The organism is Limosilactobacillus portuensis, assembly GCF_028607025.1.
Classification (GTDB): domain Bacteria; phylum Bacillota; class Bacilli; order Lactobacillales; family Lactobacillaceae; genus Limosilactobacillus; species Limosilactobacillus portuensis.
Map to the genome: position 1 here is coordinate 921658 of NZ_CP117296.1, position 18649 is coordinate 940306.

Annotated in this window: 17 protein-coding genes; 4 read left to right on the forward strand and 13 right to left on the reverse strand. The window is 40.2% G+C overall.

Features of this window, described 5'->3' with window-relative positions; all coding sequences use genetic code 11:
• Positions 1-51: 51 nt before the first annotated feature.
• From PRK60_RS04695 to PRK60_RS04705, 3 genes are all read right to left on the reverse strand, one after another.
• Positions 52-1431: an amino acid permease gene (locus tag PRK60_RS04695; RefSeq protein WP_102169304.1), complete on the reverse strand. Its 1380-nt coding sequence runs from the start codon at positions 1429-1431 to the stop codon at positions 52-54.
• Positions 1432-1721: 290 nt separating this feature from the next.
• On the reverse strand, positions 1722-3227 hold the full coding sequence (locus PRK60_RS04700) for an LPXTG cell wall anchor domain-containing protein (protein ID WP_102169305.1): 1506 nt from the start codon (positions 3225-3227) through the stop codon (positions 1722-1724).
• 76 nt (positions 3228-3303) lie between these two features.
• On the reverse strand, positions 3304-5079 hold the full coding sequence (locus PRK60_RS04705; RefSeq protein ID WP_273646403.1) for a 1-deoxy-D-xylulose-5-phosphate synthase: 1776 nt from the start codon (positions 5077-5079) through the stop codon (positions 3304-3306).
• A gap of 180 nt (positions 5080-5259) precedes the next feature.
• On the opposite strand from PRK60_RS04705, the gene PRK60_RS04710 reads away from it, so the two are divergent.
• Both PRK60_RS04710 and PRK60_RS04715 read left to right on the forward strand, forming a co-directional pair.
• A complete protein-coding gene (locus tag PRK60_RS04710) occupies positions 5260-6507 on the forward strand; it encodes a DUF2075 domain-containing protein (RefSeq protein ID WP_392391048.1) in 1248 nt (415 codons plus the stop codon).
• Between the two features lie 16 nt (positions 6508-6523).
• Positions 6524-7216: a TVP38/TMEM64 family protein gene (locus tag PRK60_RS04715; protein ID WP_273646404.1), complete on the forward strand. Its 693-nt coding sequence runs from the start codon at positions 6524-6526 to the stop codon at positions 7214-7216.
• A 180-nt stretch (positions 7217-7396) separates the two neighbouring features.
• On the opposite strand, the gene PRK60_RS04720 is transcribed toward PRK60_RS04715, so the two are convergent.
• The 3 genes from PRK60_RS04720 to PRK60_RS04730 are packed head-to-tail and all read right to left on the reverse strand — an operon-like array spanning position 7397 to position 10653.
• The gene (locus PRK60_RS04720; RefSeq protein ID WP_273646405.1) at positions 7397-9922 is read right to left on the reverse strand and encodes an excinuclease ABC subunit UvrA; all 2526 of its coding nucleotides are present in this window, start codon (positions 9920-9922) and stop codon (positions 7397-7399) included.
• An 18-nt stretch (positions 9923-9940) separates the two neighbouring features.
• A complete protein-coding gene (locus PRK60_RS04725; RefSeq protein WP_102169308.1) occupies positions 9941-10279 on the reverse strand; it encodes a FluC/FEX family fluoride channel in 339 nt (112 codons plus the stop codon).
• Positions 10276-10653: a fluoride efflux transporter FluC gene (locus PRK60_RS04730; RefSeq protein WP_273646406.1), complete on the reverse strand. Its 378-nt coding sequence runs from the start codon at positions 10651-10653 to the stop codon at positions 10276-10278. The genes PRK60_RS04725 and PRK60_RS04730 overlap by 4 nt, the downstream gene beginning before the upstream one ends.
• 103 nt (positions 10654-10756) lie before the next feature.
• Here PRK60_RS04730 and PRK60_RS04735 point away from each other — a divergent pair, with 103 nt between their 5' ends.
• On the forward strand, positions 10757-11149 hold the full coding sequence (locus PRK60_RS04735) for a VOC family protein (protein ID WP_102169310.1): 393 nt from the start codon (positions 10757-10759) through the stop codon (positions 11147-11149).
• 88 nt (positions 11150-11237) lie between these two features.
• Here PRK60_RS04735 and PRK60_RS04740 read toward each other — a convergent pair whose 3' ends face one another.
• The 3 genes from PRK60_RS04740 to PRK60_RS04750 are packed head-to-tail and all read right to left on the reverse strand — an operon-like array spanning position 11238 to position 14397.
• Positions 11238-12188: a YdcF family protein gene (locus PRK60_RS04740; protein WP_102169311.1), complete on the reverse strand. Its 951-nt coding sequence runs from the start codon at positions 12186-12188 to the stop codon at positions 11238-11240.
• The gene (locus tag PRK60_RS04745; protein WP_273646407.1) at positions 12185-13951 is read right to left on the reverse strand and encodes an ABC1 kinase family protein; all 1767 of its coding nucleotides are present in this window, start codon (positions 13949-13951) and stop codon (positions 12185-12187) included. The genes PRK60_RS04740 and PRK60_RS04745 overlap by 4 nt, the downstream gene beginning before the upstream one ends.
• Before the next feature lie 14 nt (positions 13952-13965).
• A complete protein-coding gene (locus PRK60_RS04750) occupies positions 13966-14397 on the reverse strand; it encodes a CopY/TcrY family copper transport repressor (protein ID WP_102169313.1) in 432 nt (143 codons plus the stop codon).
• Between the two features lie 147 nt (positions 14398-14544).
• Here PRK60_RS04750 and PRK60_RS04755 point away from each other — a divergent pair, with 147 nt between their 5' ends.
• The gene (locus PRK60_RS04755) at positions 14545-15912 is read left to right on the forward strand and encodes a DHA2 family efflux MFS transporter permease subunit (protein WP_273646408.1); all 1368 of its coding nucleotides are present in this window, start codon (positions 14545-14547) and stop codon (positions 15910-15912) included.
• A gap of 70 nt (positions 15913-15982) precedes the next feature.
• Here the strand turns inward: PRK60_RS04755 and PRK60_RS04760 are convergent, their stop codons facing one another.
• The 4 genes from PRK60_RS04760 to PRK60_RS04775 form a co-directional block, all read right to left on the reverse strand.
• Positions 15983-16927 carry an IS3 family transposase gene (locus tag PRK60_RS04760; RefSeq protein ID WP_316243096.1) on the reverse strand — a complete coding sequence of 315 codons (945 nt, stop codon included), beginning with the start codon at positions 16925-16927 and terminating at the stop codon, positions 15983-15985.
• Positions 16879-17412, reverse strand: coding sequence for a helix-turn-helix domain-containing protein (locus tag PRK60_RS04765; protein WP_102169382.1), 534 nt, complete (start codon positions 17410-17412; stop codon positions 16879-16881). Before PRK60_RS04765 ends, PRK60_RS04760 begins: the two co-directional genes overlap by 49 nt.
• Positions 17413-17599: 187 nt before the next feature.
• The gene (locus tag PRK60_RS04770) at positions 17600-17938 is read right to left on the reverse strand and encodes a branched-chain amino acid transporter permease (protein WP_102169351.1); all 339 of its coding nucleotides are present in this window, start codon (positions 17936-17938) and stop codon (positions 17600-17602) included.
• Between the two features lie 3 nt (positions 17939-17941).
• Positions 17942-18637 (reverse strand): AzlC family ABC transporter permease, encoded by a 696-nt coding sequence (locus tag PRK60_RS04775; RefSeq protein ID WP_102169350.1) that lies wholly within the window; start codon positions 18635-18637, stop codon positions 17942-17944.
• Positions 18638-18649: the final 12 nt, after the last annotated feature.

Here is an 18649-nt window from a genome sequence, read left to right on the forward strand (position 1 = left end):
GCTTTGTGAGTCCCCTCAAACAGGATTTACAAAGCTGCTTTAGCTATATATTTACTTTTCTTTTCCTTCATGAACACGGATACGGTAAATAATACTCATAATAATCAGAAAGATAACACCAACTGATACTGAAACCCGAGTATCTGGGTTAAAGAACATGAAGAGCAAGATCACAGTCAAAGCGATCAAACTAAAGTAGTTATAGGCCGGGTAAAGCGGCATCTTGAATGGATGATCTTTAAGCTGTTCAGGGTGTTCTTTCCTGAAGTGAAGTTCTGACAAGAGAATGATAAACCATGGTACCATCCCTGGAAGAACACTGGAACTATATACAATGACGAAAATGTTTTGAGCAGCAGAACTAAAAATCGACATTAATTCATTAATTACAAAACCAAGGAAAATCCAGAAGGAAATCGTGAGGATTGCAACATTAGGAACAACGCGCTTGGAAAGCTTACTAAAGAACTTTGGTACTTCCCCATCAACAGAAAGCTTGAACAGCATCCGACTAGCACTATAAATTCCAGAGTTAGCTCCAGAAAGAGCTGCCGTCAACACAACAAAGTTAATGATTCCGGCTGCTCCAGTAATTCCAACTTTCGTGAAGGTTTCAACGAATGGTGAGCCAACTGACTTCAATTCGTTCCATGGGTAAATAGAAACAATGACGAAAATTGCACCAATATAGAAGATTAAGATCCGCCAGATAACGGACTTAACTGATTTTACAATCGCATGACGTGGTGATTCAGCTTCACCAGCAGTGATTCCCAATAACTCAATTCCCTGATAAGAACCAGCAATCACAGATAGCGAGAACATAAAGCCCATAAAGCCACCAGTAAAGAATCCGCCATGAGACCATAAATTAGAAATCCCAACTGGATGCCAGTTATTACCTAACCCAAGAACAATAACCAGTAAACCAAGAATAATCATCGCAATAATCGTAACAACCTTAATCATAGCAAAACAGAACTCCAGTCGACCATATGCTTTTGCTGATGCTAGGTTCGCTAAGGTCAAAATAACGATCATTATTAACCCAGAAATCCAATCCGGAAGGTTCGGCCACCAATAATTTAGATATTGACTCATTGCGATAATATCAGAAATCCCAACGATGATAAACTGGAAGACATTACTCCATTTCGTTAAATACCCAGCAACTGGATGAATATACTTCGAACCATAATCCGCAAAGGAACCAGTTCCCGGACTAATATAAATTAGCTCTCCAAGGGCCCGCATAACACCATAGAGAACTAAGCCGACAAAGGCATATGCTAGCAGAACAGAAGGACCAGTCCACTTAATAGTGGAAGTAGCCCCCATAAAAAGACCACTACCGATTGTTCCACCAATCGCAATCATTTCCATCTGTCCAGGCGTCATCGTCCGATTTAGTTTTGCTTTATTTTCACTCATGTCTAACTCCTCATTTCCTTCAACTAAAAAAGCTACCCAAAAAGTCCCTCTCAACCAGGTTCAAATCATTTGATAGGCGGTTGAGTAACTTCTGGATAGCTGTTAACTTACAGAATTTATTAAATATTAAAGGTACTCAACCACGGTAGTTGTTGTGGTGGTTGAGGTGGAGGTTAGACGTTGAATAATTGCTTTTCGACTTGACATGATTAATTCCTCCAATTCATTTCTTTCAATGTCATTAGAATACTATTAGAAAATTAAAAATGCAAGCCTTTTTTTATATTTTCTTATTCTTTCTTTCGTCGCTTCCAGAAAAGCATTGTAATAATGGTAACTAATCCAGTGATTACTAATCCAACAAACGTTGTTCGATTATCTGTCTGATTCCCGGTTTGCGGCAACTTTACTCTATGTCGCTGATCTTTATTCTTGTTACTACTTAATTCTTTTAAAGAAGCTGTATCTCGATCAAGGATTTTTTGAATATCCGCATCTCCTATTGATGTTTCTTCATTGCCAGATCGCTGGTCTTGAGCTGCCTGAGAATTATTTTGCCGCGATTCTACCACTTGCTGCTGGCTAGCATTATCCGTTTTAATTTCTGCTGTTTGAGCTCCTTGCTCTTTCCGGGATACTGAATTAGGACGTAAAACTGTTTCTGTTTGGGTTCCTTTAATCGTCTCATCACTTTCATGATTATCGTGATTAGGAAGTTGCTCATCCCCCGTCAAAACATCATTTGGCACCGGATCGGTTTTCTCCTTAATTTTATTTTGACTAGGTTGTTCCTCGTCCAATGAATCTGTTTGAGTAGCATGGTCATTCTTTGGTGCTTCATCAGTTTGACTTTCTTCCTGCTTAACAGTAGTTTTTTCAGTTTGAGTATCATTGGTCTTCGTTTCACGATTATCAGTTTGACTTTCAGCGTCCTTCGCTAATTGCTCACTTTGGCTCTCCTCATCCTTACTACTAGGAGGAGTTGTTTGTTGTCCCTGATCCTGTAGTTGGATTCCGGTTGTTTGCGTTTCATTATCATTAATAGATATTAATTCTGTTTGACTTCCAGTGGCTACTAATTCTTTTTCTTCTGGCTGGTTAATTAGTTGCTCTTTGTTTGCCAATTTCTGATCGACTTTCTCTTCCGCTGGATGCTCATCAAGTTTTTGCAACGGCCGAATTAACACTATAAATGGATCCTGTCTGCTCTGATATAACTTAAGTCTCTTTGGTAATGATTCTGGACAACAATATTCAAATCCTTTTGGCGCAAGAGGAACGTCATACCATTGACCAACCTTAAGTGTCGTACTACTCAAAGCCTTCCCCGTAAATTTAAGGGTTTCATCGTAACAATAAAATGACGGTCGTGCTTCAACTAACCGTTCTCGATCTGCAATCTTATATTGATGATATGTTACTGAAATGGTCTGATCAGAATCATTTACTGACACCGGTTGTGCACGCACTTGCAAGGTATTCGGTTCAAAGTCATCATAGTTTGGTATAAAGAATGATGGCCAAATACTAAGTGATTGCGGTTGCCAGCTATTAGCAATCTTTTTAAAAGTGACTGCCTGTTTAACTGATTGCATCCCCTTGTATGGATCATCAATTTTTATGGTCCGTGTAATTTGACGAACCTCATCCCGGTTGCTTAATTGCTGGTTAATAGTTGTTTGACCTGACTTCTGACTTGCACTGTGACCAGTACCAACTGAAACAGCCATTGTCATTAGAACAGTTGCGGAAGTAATCCCAACACATTGTTTAATAATTGATTTCTTATTACTCATGAAAAAATTCCTCCCAAATTGGCTTACATAATACCAATACGGAAGGAATCTCTTTTTTCACGAAGAAAATTTAATTTTAAAGGGCGTGAATCACTTCTTCAATGTCATCAACAATCTGTTCCGGTTTTAAATGATACCAATCATAAAGGACTTCTAGCGGAACGTTATCAGCAAATTCACGAGGAGCACCAAAGTTCAAAACTTTCATTGCTTTAGGCCCATAATAACGAGAAATGGTTTCACCAAAGCCACCGCTAACGTTGCCATCTTCCAAGGTAACAACAACATCATGGTTTTCTGAAAGATGGTGCAGGTAATTTTGATCAATTCCGGTTAAGGACTTTGGGTTAATTAACGTTGCATTAATGTTTAACTTCTTTTGCAGTTGATCACAAACATCAAGTCCTAATTGCCAAAAATCACCAACAGCCATAATAGCGACTTCACTACCTTCATGGGCCACGTCATAATGAATAACACTGTAATCATCTTGACTAACCTCTCCGTGAAGCAACTTCTTTTCAGGCTCCCGAATTATCACTGGCTGTTCAGTTTGACTAAGAGCCCACTTCAACATTGAAATCAGTTCTTCAACGTTTGTTGGAGCAAGGTATTCAATGTTTGGCAAGTTAGAGATCATTGAAATATCAAATGTTCCTTGGTGAGTAGCAGAATTAGTGGCAATTGTTCCACCCCTAACAATCATTACTACCGGTGCATCATTAAGGGCCATATCATGGATCAATTGATCATATGCTCGCTGAAGGAACGTACTGTTTTGAAAGACAACCGGACGTGCACCAGCAGTTGCCATAGCGACTGCTGTAGTAATGGAGTCTTGTTCAGCAATTCCCACATCAAAATAGTGATCAGGATACTTAGCTTGGAATTTCTTAAGGTTAAAGACACCGGGAATAGCAGCATTTAGAGCAACTACCGGTACACCGTCATCAATTTGGTGGCCTAACTCAGTTAAGATTGCATCACTATAGCTTTCGGTATTTTTATGTTCTTTAAGCTCACCAGTCTTAATGTCAAATGGCGGCTGCCAATGCCAATCCATCTTATCCTCAACGGCCGGTTGATATCCCTTCCCTTTTAAGGTATTAACATGGAGGACAATCGGATGATCAATATTTTTAACTTCCTTAAAGGCATCGATCATTGTTTGAAGGTCATTGCCGTCAGCAACATACTTATAGTCTAAGCCCATGAATTTGAAAATATTATTCTCTGCCTTACCATTAGTATCACGTAATTCTTTCAGTCCTTGATAAAGGCCACCTTGATCCTTATCGATCGCCATTTGGTTATCGTTAACAACAATAATCAAATTAGAATGGAGCTTAGCAACATTGTTCAATCCTTCAAAGGCTAGACCACCACTTAGTGAACCATCACCAATTACAGCAACAATATTATCAGTGGAGTCAGGATGCATTAAGTCACGAGCTTGTGCCAGACCAACTGCCAATGAAACGGATGTCGAGGTATGACCAATTTCAAAAAAGTCATGGACACTTTCTTCAGGAGAAGTATAGCCAGAAATATCCTCATAATGATCCGGATCCAGAAAACCAATCTTTCTACCGGTTAACATTTTATGCGGATAACATTGGTGGGAAACATCCCAAACAACCTTGTCATGAGGAGAGTTAAAAACGTAATGATATGCAATCGTTGTTTCCATAATTCCAAGGTTTGGGCCAACATGACCCCCAATTGCTGCATCTCGTTCAAGAACTAGCTGACGCATTTCGGTTGCTAACTGCTTTAGTTGTTCAAGAGACATTGATTTAATATCAGCCGGTTCATTAACCCGGTTTAGAAGATAATCTGGATGTCGATTCATCTGTGCCACCCTTTCTAATCATTTATTGCTTATTTAGATTATTTTATATTCTTTTGTAAAGATAATTTAAAACATTTATTTCATTTTAACACTTTAAAGTCCACTACAGAAATTCATCGTTACTAAAATTGACGAATACCGTTTCCTCATTTAAAATTAGGCATGATTATCAAAAGAGGGATGAGTGTGTTGAACCAGCTTACCAATAAAGCTACCGAAAAATTATCGCCATTTAAAACTTTAACGACCGAGCAGGAAAACTTGGTTAATTCCATTACTGAATTTGCGGCAAAGCATTTAAACAACAACTTTCCTGCAATTTACACAATTTATGGTGACGCTGGAACGGGAAAAAGTGTTGTTTTATCAAACCTCTTCGAACGATTCCAACAATCAGCTCGTCAGAATCCAACCTCACCATTTTTTAAAACTAAAAACTACTTTCTGGTTAACCATCCAGAAATTTTAAAAGTTTATCGCGAGATTGCTGGTCCAATTAAGGGCCTTTATAAAAAAGATTTCACCCGTCCTACTTCACTAATTAACCAGTTAGATAAAAACCAGCAAAATATTGATATTGCCGTAATTGATGAGGCCCACCTTCTATTATCAAAAGCTGATCATTACAATAATTTTTACCACGATAATCAGTTAGTTGAGATTATCAACCGGGCGAAAGTCGTTGTTCTAGTTTTTGATCAATATCAGGTTCTAAGAATGAAGAGTTTGTGGACTCCTAAGCGACTAGAAAAAATTACTCACCAATACCCTCATCAAGAGTACCACCTTCGTCACCAATTCAGGATGACCGCTAGTGATCAATTGATTGATTGGTTTAATCACTTTACAGATCGATACGAACTTACAGCAATTCCCAAAAATAGTCGTCAGAACTACGACTTTCGGATTTATGACGATGCGGAAAAAATGCGTCAGGCAATTGTTAAACGAAATGATGAAGTTGGTCTTTCACGAATTTTATCGACTTCTGGATATCCCTCAACTCTCGATGGCGGTAAGCACTACATTAAAGAAGGACAATTCAAGTTACCCTGGGATCAATATAACTATACTGTCACTCCGTGGGCTGAACTACCTCAAACAATCAATGAAGTTGGCTCAATTTATACCTGTCAGGGATTTGATTTGAATTATACGGGAATTATCATTGGTCCACCAATTAGCCAAATTCCCGGAACTAAGAAGTTGCAAATTAATCTTGATAAATATACAGATTCAGAAGCATTTAAAAAACGTGATGATTTAACAGATCCCCAAGAAATCAAAGCTCTTGAAGAACGAATGATTATGAATTCTCTCAATGTTCTCTTTAAGCGGGGCGTGTATGGCACATATATTTACGCCCATGACCCGCTCTTGCGTAATTCACTCGTTCAGCTCTTCAAAAACGCTGGTCTTAGTTATTAAGAAAGTAGAGTATATAATGAAAAAAAAGACCCTTAACAAAAAATTGCTAATTGCTCTAGGAATTTTCTTAGCAATTATTATTGTTATTTTTATTTATCAAAACTATAAACCTGAAATTGATCTTTTGATCCACCCCGTACCACACGAAAAAGAAATTCTCCTGCACATGATTAGGGCCCATGGGATCGCTAATTCTCTACTTCTTCTTGGCTTAATTGCGATCTTAAATTCTATTCCCGGACTTTCAAATTCAGTTATTTGTATCCTCTCGGGACTTTGTTACGGCCCCTTCTTTGGTTTTATTATTAACTGGATGGGAAATGTTCTTGGAAACTGTATTGTAATGAGTCTGATCAGAAAAATTAAGTTTTCAAAAAAGGTTAAGCAGCACAAACTAATTAAGTCATTAATGCACCAAAAACATCCCCTTATTGGTTTGACAATCGGTTTTATGATCCCGGTTATTCCCAGCATTCTTGTTAATTACGCTGGTGCTCAGCTAAACGTTAACCGTAGACAGTATATGGCAATGGTTCTGGTAGGGATGGCGCCAACATCATTCCTCTATGCCTTTGGTGGGGATGCAATTTTCCGCGGTAATCTCAAACGAATCATTAGCGTTATTATCTGCATTTTGGTTCTTATCGGGATCTACCTTGTTGTGAAAAAGATTGATGAAGTACATAAGAAACGCTCAGAAACTGAATAACTAAAGGGCTGTGACATAAGTTATATTACCTAGATAAAATACAAACGACGCAGTACACAAATAGGGATTTGGTGCTCGAAAAATCCGAACACTAAATCCCTATTTGTGTTTTCTAAAGACTAGCTACGCATCGACGGGGGTTCAAAAACGAACTAGCGAGCTAGTCCTGTTTCACTCCATTTAATTTTGGAAACGACCAACAAATTCTGCAAGATACTGAGTGGTTAAGCTCTTCGGGTTGCGAATTAAGTCAGCTGGATGGCCTTGAGCAACAATCTGTCCGCCATTCTTACCCCCACGTGGTCCTAAATCAATTAGATAATCAGCATTTACCATTAAATTGACATCATGGGTAATGATAATAATTGTTGCTCCCCGATCAATTAAGCGTTGCATTACCTGAAGCAAGACTTGAACATCAAGGGGATGTAACCCAACTGATGGCTCATCGAAGACAAACAGGGTCGTTTTTTGTTGACGATTCAAATGTTTAACAAGCTTCAACCGCTGAGCTTCTCCACCAGAAAGCGTTGGTGTACTTTCACCAAGATGCAGATAACCGAGACCGACTTCATCAAGAAGCTTTAATTCACGTTGAATTTTAGGCACATCTTTAAAAATCGGAATTGCATGACGAACGTCGAGGTTTAACAAATCAACGATTGAATAATCATGCCACTTAATTTGTTGAATCTCCTTATTATACCGGTCACCGTTACAAACGGGACAAATCTGTTGCATATCTGGTAAGTACTGTATATCAAGGGTTACGATCCCTGTCCCGCCACAGTTTGAACAAGCACCCTGCTTATTATTATAAGAGAAGTAACTCGCAGTCCAGTGTTTTTCCTTTGCTGCTGGTTGAGCTGCAAACAGCCGCCGAAGATTGTCCATAATACTTGTGTACGTTGCGACCGTTGAACGGGTACTCTTCCCCACCGGAACAGCATCAACGCTGACAACGCTTTTGATTGGGGTATTTAATTTATCGATCTGTTTTGGAAGTGAGTCACCCTTCTCTTGAGCCTTTAAGGCCGGCACTAGGCTATCAAGGATCAAACTAGTTTTCCCCGCACCCGAAAACCCGGTAACTGCGGTAATCTGGTTTGTTGGGATTATGGCAGTAACGTTTTTAAGGTTAAAGTAGTTACTGACCGTAAAACTGGTTTCAGAAGCTGCTTTTTCGCTTGTCGTTTGGCGAACCTTAATCTGGGCTTTGCCGTTCAAAAATGGTCCAATTAAGGAAGCAGTTTTCTTTTTTAATTCTGCAGGAGTTCCCTGGTCGATTACCCTTCCTCCCTCGGCACCAGAGCCAGGACCAATCTCAACCACCCAATCTGCAGCTCTAATAATATCAATATTGTGATCAACTACTACTAGTGAATTACCTTGTTCAACCAATTCATGAAATACATGAAGAAGACCGTTAATATTATCAGGGTGAAGGCCAATTGACGGTTCATCCAGAACATACAAAACTCCCGTTGTCTGCGTCCGTAAAGTCCGCGATAATTGAATTCGCTGTAGTTCACCGGTTGATAAGGTATTACCGTTCCGTGAAAGGGCGAGGTAATCTAACCCAAGTTCTAATAATGGGCGAAGATTGTCATCAAATTGCTTAAAAATCGCGGTTGCCATTTTATCCATGTTCGCTGGCAATTCGCTTAAAACGCTTTGCTTCCATTGATCAAGTTCACCAAGAGTTAAATCAGTAACCTCTGCAATATTTTTACCACCAGCTAGTTGGGTTAGGAGTTCCGGGCGCAACCGAGTTCCATGACAAACGGGACAAACTGATGAATGAAAGAATTCGTTAATTCGTTGCTGTGCCCGAGCACTTTTACTTGTCTTTGCCGACTCAAGAACTGCCTCATGAGCATTTTCATACAAAGCATTAAAATCGTGGAAGACCCGGCCAGTACCCGAAACAAAATCCATTTTGTACTTCTTACTTGGACCATTTAAGACAAAATTCTTTTCCTTAAGTGAGAGATCCTTATAGGGAACGTTAATCCGGACACCGGCTTGTTCTGCAACTTGAGGCATAAAGTTTCGACCAGGAAGGTGCCATGACGCAACCGCTCCTTCATCCAGCGTCAAATTCTCATCGCCAATTAATTTTTCTTCGTCTAGCTCCCGAACGCGACCAGTCCCCTGGCATCGCTTGCAGGCGCCATCAGAATTAAAGGCAAAGTCTTCAGCAGAAAAGGCATTAAACTTTACTCCACATTCAGGACAGGTTAAAACACCCATTTCATCTCCAGACTTACTCATTGCTTGGGCAATTTTAAGATTTGGCTTTAACCGGTGACCGTTTGGGCAAACAGGTGAACCTAAGCGAGAAAAGATTAACCGAATTACGTTAAAAATCTCGCTCATTGTTCCAACAGTTGCTCGCTCGGACGGCACTGCTGGGCGTTGGTGAAGTGCTAACGCCGACGGAATATGTTTAACGCTATCAACCTGTGCTTGGGCACCCAGTTTGATCCGCCGTCGCGTGTACGTCGATAAAGCCTCCAAGTACCGTCGGGAACCTTCTTCATACAGAATTCCCATTGCTAACGAGCTTTTTCCAGAACCGGATAACCCCGAAATTGCAACGAATTTATGTAGCGGAATATTAACGTTAATATTTTTCAGATTATGAACACGACAACCCCGCACTTCAATTTCTGCGGGAATTGTCGATTGTACTGCCTTATTCAAAAGATCTTCCCCTTTTCCTTAAAATTGCATTCCAAGCCAAGCAAGACCAAGTCCACCAAGATAGGATAGAGTGCCATAAATTATTAAATTAAACCACTGATGATCATTATACATCGCAACTAATTCAGTGTTTAAGGTTGAGAAAGTTGTGTACCCACCTAAGAATCCTGTTTCCCAAAAAAGAATCGTAAACTGATTAGCAGGAAAGTGGTGAGTTAATATTCCTAAACAGAACGCGCCAGTAAGATTAATCAATAACGTTGCTCCTGGCCAATCAACTCGCAACTGCTTCCATAAATAGGTGAATAGGTAACGAAGAAGGGCACCGCATGATGCGCCAAAGCCAACTAAAATCATTTGTCTTCCTCCATTTTCACCAATAATTGCGCCAAAATAAAACCAATAAGGGCCGCAAAGAAGCCGCCTAAAAGGCTAACAAGGAAATAACCACCGCCAACCCAAAAATTGCTTTTACTAAGATTTAAGACACTAGTAGTAAATGACGAAAACGTTGTAAAGGCGCCAATCAGTCCCGTTCCTAATCCTAAGTTCAACCAACCAGCTAAGAGGTCCCGTTCAATTACATAATAGGTAAGAAATGATAACAGGAAGCAACCAACAAGGTTAGCGAGCATGATCCCCCATTCACCTAAATTAGAACTGAATAAATAGCGAAAAATACCGCCAAAGAAGGCAAAAGCAGCAACAGCAACTAAGTTTTTTATTTTCATTTTTATCCTCCATTTCCATCAACCGATTTTACGCTTCGATTTCCTGTTTGCCAATCTAAAACGGAACATCGTATAATAATAGCCGAGAAAAGAGGAATCAATTATGAAAATGCGAAGAATCGATCATATTGTATTGACCGTTAGTAATCTTGAAGAGTCCATGCGCTTCTACCATGAAGTCTTTGATATGCCAGTAATTGATCAGCAAAGTAATGATGATGTAATTACCCTTCGATGTGGTCACCAGCTTATTCGGCTTCAAAAGACTGACCGACCATCTAAATTAGTGGCTAGCCACCCAACTATCGGGGCAGCCGATCTTTGTTTAGTTGCTGGAGATAAGGTCGACGATATTCTCCACCACTTTAATAGTTATTACGTCGATGTTGTCGAAGGACCAGTCGAAAAGCAAGGTTCTGAAGGAGCAATGACTTCAATTTACGTCCACGATCCCGACAAGAACCTGATTGAAGTTTCGGTCTATGCAAATAAATAAACTTGATTTAGCCAATTAGACGCGATAAATTCGGAAACGTTAACAAATAAATAGAGACCTGGAAAGACAAAGTTTTCCAGGTCTCTATTTATCTTTCAAGCAACTCAGCAATAGCTAGGAAAACAAACAGAATGGCTAACCAACTACGATAATGATCCCGTATAATTCCTAGATAGTCTCGAACAACGGTTAAGGGTTGCAGCTTCCATGGAGTCTTACTAGGAACAATCGACCAGGATAACTTCAACCTGCGTAAATAATTATAGGTCCTAAAGATGTGGAATGAGCTAGTTATAACGATAATTTTCTGTTTAGATTCGGCCCGCTTTTGCAATAACTTTTGGCAGTTTCGTAAATTATCCCAAGTATTCATCGCCTGCTCTTCCAGGATGATCCGATCTTGAGGAATTCCATGAGTCGTCAGGTATTTTGCCATTGCCCGAGCCTCAGATAATTTCTCGCCATGTAAAATCCCACCAGTAACTATAATTGTAGCGTTACGATTTAACTTCCAACAGGTAGCAGCTCGTTGCAACCGTGCTGCCAAAACAGGTGGAACTTTTCCATGTCGCAAGCCAGCACCGAGGACAATCAAACAATCAGCTTTAACAGGTTTTGAGAGCAATTGCAAAGTAACAATTGCTCCCCAGAAAATTACTAATCCAAGAGTGGTTATCCCATTAACTATTAGTGCGGTCAAAATCACCTGGTGGTTAAGCCAGGGAAAATGTTCTTGATACTTAAATAGTAGTGGTAAGCAAACAAACAGGTTTAAAAGCATTAAAGTAAATGTCTTCTGATTGTATTTAACCAGCTGGGCGTCCGTTGAAAAGTGCCGAACCAGAATTGCCTTAATTGATTCCAACCAGATCAAGAGGCTTGCGACCCCTAGACTAAATGCAGTGAATGTCATTGAATAGCCAATTTGTCCGCCAATCAAAATTAACAGCAAGCCGGTCCAGCACAACGCCCACTCATTCTTCTTGGGTAAAGGCCACCACAGGAGAACAATTAGTAAAGAAAGGATTAAAATAATCATTTCTTCCCGTACTCCTTTTTCTGCCGACGATACTTCCGGTAGCGACGGATCAATTCACTAACCGCCATTGTGATAATTATAATGATTGCTAACGAATAACCAAAGACACCAAGATGGTAAATATGGGGATGACCAGTACTGCCTTCCACTAGCAACGATGAACCAACAATAATTGCAGCCAAAATGATTGCAATAATTATCCGGTTAACAATTCGGCTAAGCCACTTCATTAGATGTTCCTGGTCAGCATAATGAAAATTAATTTGGGCATTTCCATCACTAATTGCATCAAAAAAGGTGTTCAGCTTTCCTGGCATTTGTGTAATATTCTTCACAGCACGATAGCTTCCCCATAAACTATTATCTAACTGGGTACGCAAATCAAAATGCTGCTTCAAATACTGCTTGCCAAATGGGCGAGCAACCTCCAGCATTGAAAGTGAAGGATCAAGCTTAGCAATAATTGTCTCTAAGATTCCAAATGCCCGTACTAGCATTGTTACTTGGGAATGAATCTGAAGGTTATTATTTTGACATAGCTGAACAATCTGATAAAGCATCTTAGTAAAATTAATTTCAGCAAGGCCTGCATTTAAGTACGGCCGAAGGAATTTGCCAAGTTCCCGATAAAATTTCTGCTCATCAAACGGTCCCACCTGTTCGCACATTGGAATAATTGATTGACCAATTTCATGAATGTCCTGTGAATTAACGGCTAATACAATTTTGGCAATTCCATCCGCAGTTGCTGGCGAAATTCTTCCCATCATTCCAAAGTCAATCCAGACAACCCGATATGGTGGAAGAACCTTCTCTTGTTGATAGCTGATTTTAGTAGCACCGACCTGCTTTTCTAATTTCTTTTCTAACTCAACCTGGTCCATTTGAGCTTCGTCCTGAGTCAGGTGACGAATTAAGATATTCCCTGGGTGCGGATCAGCCTGGAAAAAGTGATCAACAAAGACTTGCTTAAGGAAGTTCTTAACTAATACTTGAGCAATCTCATGCCGAATCTGTCGTTGAGTTTTTGCTTGTTCAGGTTCCTTACTCAATGGAGCGTTAGCCAGGTACTTAATACTCTTCCCGGACATGTACTCATTAACTAAAATTTTAGGAGCACAGTATTTAAAGTAGACCTTTGGAACCCGGATAATTGACTGACCATTGTTAAGCCGGTAAAACTCAATCCCATTCTTAGCCTCTTGAATTGTGTCAATTTCACTCCTTAGTGAATTACTTAAAGCGTTAAAAATTTTTACGGGATCAACAACGCTAATCCCAGTTGGAACATATTTTAGCAGTTCAACTGCCCGTTTTAACAGCGCCAAATCTGTATCTACTAATTTAGTAACATCAGGATGCTGAATTTTAACAACTACTGGCGTTCCATCTTTCAACTCAGCATGGTGAACCTGCCCAATTGAGGCTGAAGCGAACGGATCTCGATCAAATGTCTTAAAAACTTCACTAATCTTTTTCCCGGTTTCCGTCTCAAAAGTCTTCTTAACACTTGCAAAACTATCAGCTGGAACATCATCCTGAAGCTTTCGTAAGGCCTTTATATATTCTGGGCTTACCAAGTCTGCACGAGTAGAAAGAATTTGTCCCATCTTAATAAAAGTTGGCCCGAGCTCTTCTAGCGCCTGACAAACCTCTTCCGGATTTTTTTGATGATAAAAGTTGCCTAGGAAGTGATACTGGCGCATTACCTGCATAATCCGCCGAAGACGCTTTCTTGGGGATGGTATTGTCTCTTCAGCCATTAATAAGCTCCTCCTTACTTACAATCCATTGCCATTCCCGGAACACAGTTACATTCGACGTTCTCCGGGGCGTTTTTCTTTTTTTCGACTAATAATCTTTGGAGTTGTTCAATATCTTTTCGACTGAGAACGGCGCCATTAATCACATGGCTAAGCGTCGCACCAACATGCATCTCGCAAATACTGTTAAACAACTGATCCGCGGCTTCATTCATGGTAATCTGCTCCTTGATTAATGGGGAATAGATAAAACCACGGCCTTGACGAGTTGTCTTTAGAGCCCCCTTTTCTACCAAACGCCGGAGCAATGTCTTAATTGTCGCGGGTTTCCAATCAACCTTTTGCTGGAGAATTTCAATTACTTGGGTACTAGTTGCTTTACTGAGGGTCCAGATGATCCGCATTACTTGCCATTCTGCTGGTGTAATATCTGTTTTTTCTTCCATGTCCTCACCTCAATTTAAAATCTACACCTGTCGATAAAAAGCGTCAAACAATTTCTGGTTTAATCCAGATACTTATTGTGACCTAGATTAAGATCTGCTAAACTACTGCATTAGTTATGCTAATTTTCATAAAAGGAGTCGATGTTCTTGAGCGACCAGCGAATTAGGCGTGCCCTAATTATAATGGTTTTTGGAACTTTCTTTGGAATCCTTTGTTCGACCTTAATGAACATTGCGTTGCCAACATTTATGGACGTTTTTCATATTAGTGAAGCCCACGTTCAATGGGTAACGAACGGCTATATGCTAGTTAACGCGTTAATGATTCCAGTCAGTTCCTACCTAATTAAACGCTTTTCATTTAAATGGCTATTTATCTTCTTTACGGGGATTTTTCTTTGCGGAACCGGAATTGGCGGGTTAGCGAATTCCTTTAACCTCTTAGTAATTGCGCGAATGATCCAAGCAATCGGTGCTGGAATGATGATGCCCCTTGTTAACGTCCTTGCAATCCGCTATGCTCTTCCAGGGAAGAAGGGCCGGATAATGGGAATCATTGGACTGGCATTTAACTGTGCACCAATCCTTGGTCCTGCGGTATCAGGTTTTATGCTTGACTACCTCTCATGGCGATACCTATTTATTTTGATTATCCCCTTTGCAGTGATTACATTACTTTTGTCGCTTTGGATGCTCCCTTATATTCCCCATAACGGGTTTCCCCAATTTAACAGCTTCGGTTTCACGGTAATTACCCTTGGTTTATGGTCATTATTAATGGGGCTTTCGAACGTCTCTAATTATCCACTATTATCGCTTAATGTTGGTGGGATGGCAATCATTGGGCTAGTATTTATTATTATCTTTTATCTTAACCAGCGACGAAGTACCCACCCATTGATTAACCTCAGTGTGTTTGAACACCGCCAATTTTTTCTAGCAACTGTTATTAATATGCTAATTACCGCGACAATGTACGGCAACGCAATCTTAATTCCATTACTTGTTCAGATTGTTCTTGGCGAAAGTACCGTGATCTCCGCAATCGCTGTTCTTCCAGGAGCAATTCTTACAGGGCTACTATCAACAACTAGTGGCCGGTTCTATGATCGCTACCCAATTCAATGGCTCGTTGGTGCTGGCCTTCTAATTGATATTATTGGAACAACCGGACAGGCAATGATTGGTGCTCGAAGCTCAGTGGTTATTACCACGGTTTTCCAAACAGTACGGCAATTTGGACTAGTAACTATGTTGATCCCACTTCAAACACAGGCACTTTCTCTTTTGCCCAACGAAATCGTTCCCGATGCAGTAGCTTGCTTTAATACCCTGCGACAGATTGCAGCAGCATTTGGGACTGCACTGATTGTCTCCGTTGTTGGGATCGTAAACCACCTTGTCCACAGCTCAACCTCCCATTTAGGAATCCAATCAGGATTTGCCTTTTGCTTGGTTCTCCTCTTGATTTCTCTCATTCTCAGCAGAAAACTTTACCACCAAATAAAAAGTTAAAATATCAAAGTAACGCCAGACAATGGACCAAAAATGAAGTGCAACAAAAAAGTTAGACAAAATTGATTATTTAAGCTACCAAGGTATGATTTCGGTATTCAACCGGAGTCATACCTTTTGTTTTTAAGGAGATACGTTGGTAATTAAAGTAATGAATGCATTGAGCTGAGAGTGATTTTAATTCAGCTAAGTCTTTACATGGTGGGAAACCATCTAATAACTCTGTCTTAAACAGGTGAAAGAAACTCTCCATTGGTGCGTTATCATGACAATTTCCCTTACGGGACATACTTTGAATAAAGTGATTATCAGCTAACTTTTGGGTATAGTACCCCAGTTGATAGTGCCACCCCTGATCAGAATGAATAATTGGTTGAGCATTATCAGGCAGCTTTGTACATAGCTCGTTGAGAGTAGCGGTAATCAACTGTCGATCAGGATGTTGACTCAATTGGAAGGCTAAAACTTCCTTACTGGCTTCATCGATAATTGAGGAAATATAAGCCCAACTGTGATTAGCTAAGCGAACTTGAGAAACATCTGTGTGGAGGACTTGATAAGGAATGGTGGCCTGAAATTGTTGTTTTAGTAGATTATCCGCAACTGTGCCCACATTACCTTCATAAGATGAGTATTTACCACTACGGTGGCGATTATACAGTGCCACTTGAACATCTAATTTCGCCATCAACTTGTTCACCGTCATGTCCGCCAAATGAATGCCCATTGCCCGCAGTTTTTGGTTCACGCGACGATAACCGTAGGTCCATCGTCCGCGGACTTGCCCTTCTTTAGCCACGCTAAGAATCACTTGCTTAACACTCGCATATTTATCATGATGGTTAGCGATGCGCTTGCGCTCATCATGGTAAGTAGCCTTAGGAAGGTTGATTTTATGGAGAATGTCACCAATCTTATAGCGATATTTCTTCGGTAGCGATGCTTGATCTGCCCTGATCTGATCAACTATTTGCGTTTTCTCTTTGCCTTGGAGGGTCCGAACAGGGCCAACGATTTTTTTAAGATGTCACGTTCCAATTTTGTGTCATAGAGTTCTTGGCTTTTCTTGGCAAGTTCTTCTTTTAAACGTTCCACTTCAGTCTTATTAGTAAGACGACGAAGTCGTTTCTTAGTATGTTTCACCTTTGACGGCCTACCTTTCGGGTGAGGTTTCAAGGCTTCAATACCATCTCGCTTGAACTGTGACCGCCAAAGTGAAATTTGGCACGCTTGCACGTCAAATCGAGCCGCTACTTTAACCATCGATTCCTCATGAGTTTGGTAGTAGTCTATCACACTCAACTTAAAATCTGCGGTAAGGGTTCGTGGATGACGACGCCGTTTCAAGGCGTCTATCCCACTTAAGCGATATCTTTGAATCCATTTCCTGATCAGTCGGCTACTGATACTGTATTTGCGCCCCAAGGCTCGAGAACTTTGTGGAGTAGTCAGATATTCGTGGACAATTTTAGCTTTAAAGTCAGGTTTGTATTTAGTCATAAAAAGTGCCTCACAATCGTTAGAACTTTTGTCTAACAATTATGAGGCACTTCAAAATTGATTCATTGCCTGGCGTTTTTTACTAAATCAAGAAAGCTGTCGATTGCTTCATCGTCTTGGCTCAACTTGCCTACAAGAGCACTAAAAAATAGTCGTTCACTAATCACCAAATTTTTGCTTGGGATTATTAGAAAATAAAATTCACTAGAATAATGTAGCTAACTGTCCCTACCAATAATGATAAACACATGCTTCTCTTTCGTAAGTGAACAAGGATTGTAATGATGCTAGCAATAATTTCTGGCAAGCCAAAATTACCACTAAGGAAGTGAACATTTCTAAAACAATAAACCACAAGCATTCCCATGATTGCGGGCGGAAGGAAATTCCCTAGACCCTCAATAAAGGGACTCACTTCTTCTTTACCATTTCGCTGTCGGTCAAAAACAAGAAATGGCACGACACGAGTAAAGAAGTTAGCAATTGCAGCGATCGCTATTGAAATTACCTGCTGAACAACTGTCATTTCTTAATCATCCCCCTTTGCTCGCCGTTTTGTTAAATAGTAGTATTCCGCAACCAGTAAAAGCAGGGTAACAACCAAAAAGTACGTCTTGCCAACGGTCAATAAACTAATAATGGTAATTACGACCCCACTAACTGAGCTGACGTGGCTCTCTTCTTGTAAGAACTGATCCAATGCCAGGACGATAAATAAGGCTGTCATAACGAAATCAAGTCCCTTTACCTGAAGTTGTAAGGCACTTCCCAAAAAGCCGCCTAAGAAAGCACCGAGAACCCAGTAACCCCAATCTAAGATCGTGATCCAAGTATTAACCTTCACTTGACTCATTTCTTGAGGAACCTTGGTATAGTGGTTAATAACAAAGGTTTCATCAGTTAGGCCAAAAATTAACAGCCACTTTCGCCACCCAGCATGTTGATACTGCTTAAGCATGGATAAAGCATAAAACGATTGACGAAAGCCGACCACTAAGGTAATTAAAAGGACATTCAAGGGGTTAAAATGTTGGACTAGCATATTGGCAATCACAAATTCAACTGATCCCCCATAAATTGTTAATGCCATCAATGTTGGATACCAAAAAGAAAACCCCAGGTTATGCATGTAAAGGCCATATCCTAAACCAAGGGTCACATAGCCAAACAGGACTGGCATTGACTTCTCCAGCGCAAAGCGGAATTCACTATCCAGCTTTTTCATTACTTACTCCCC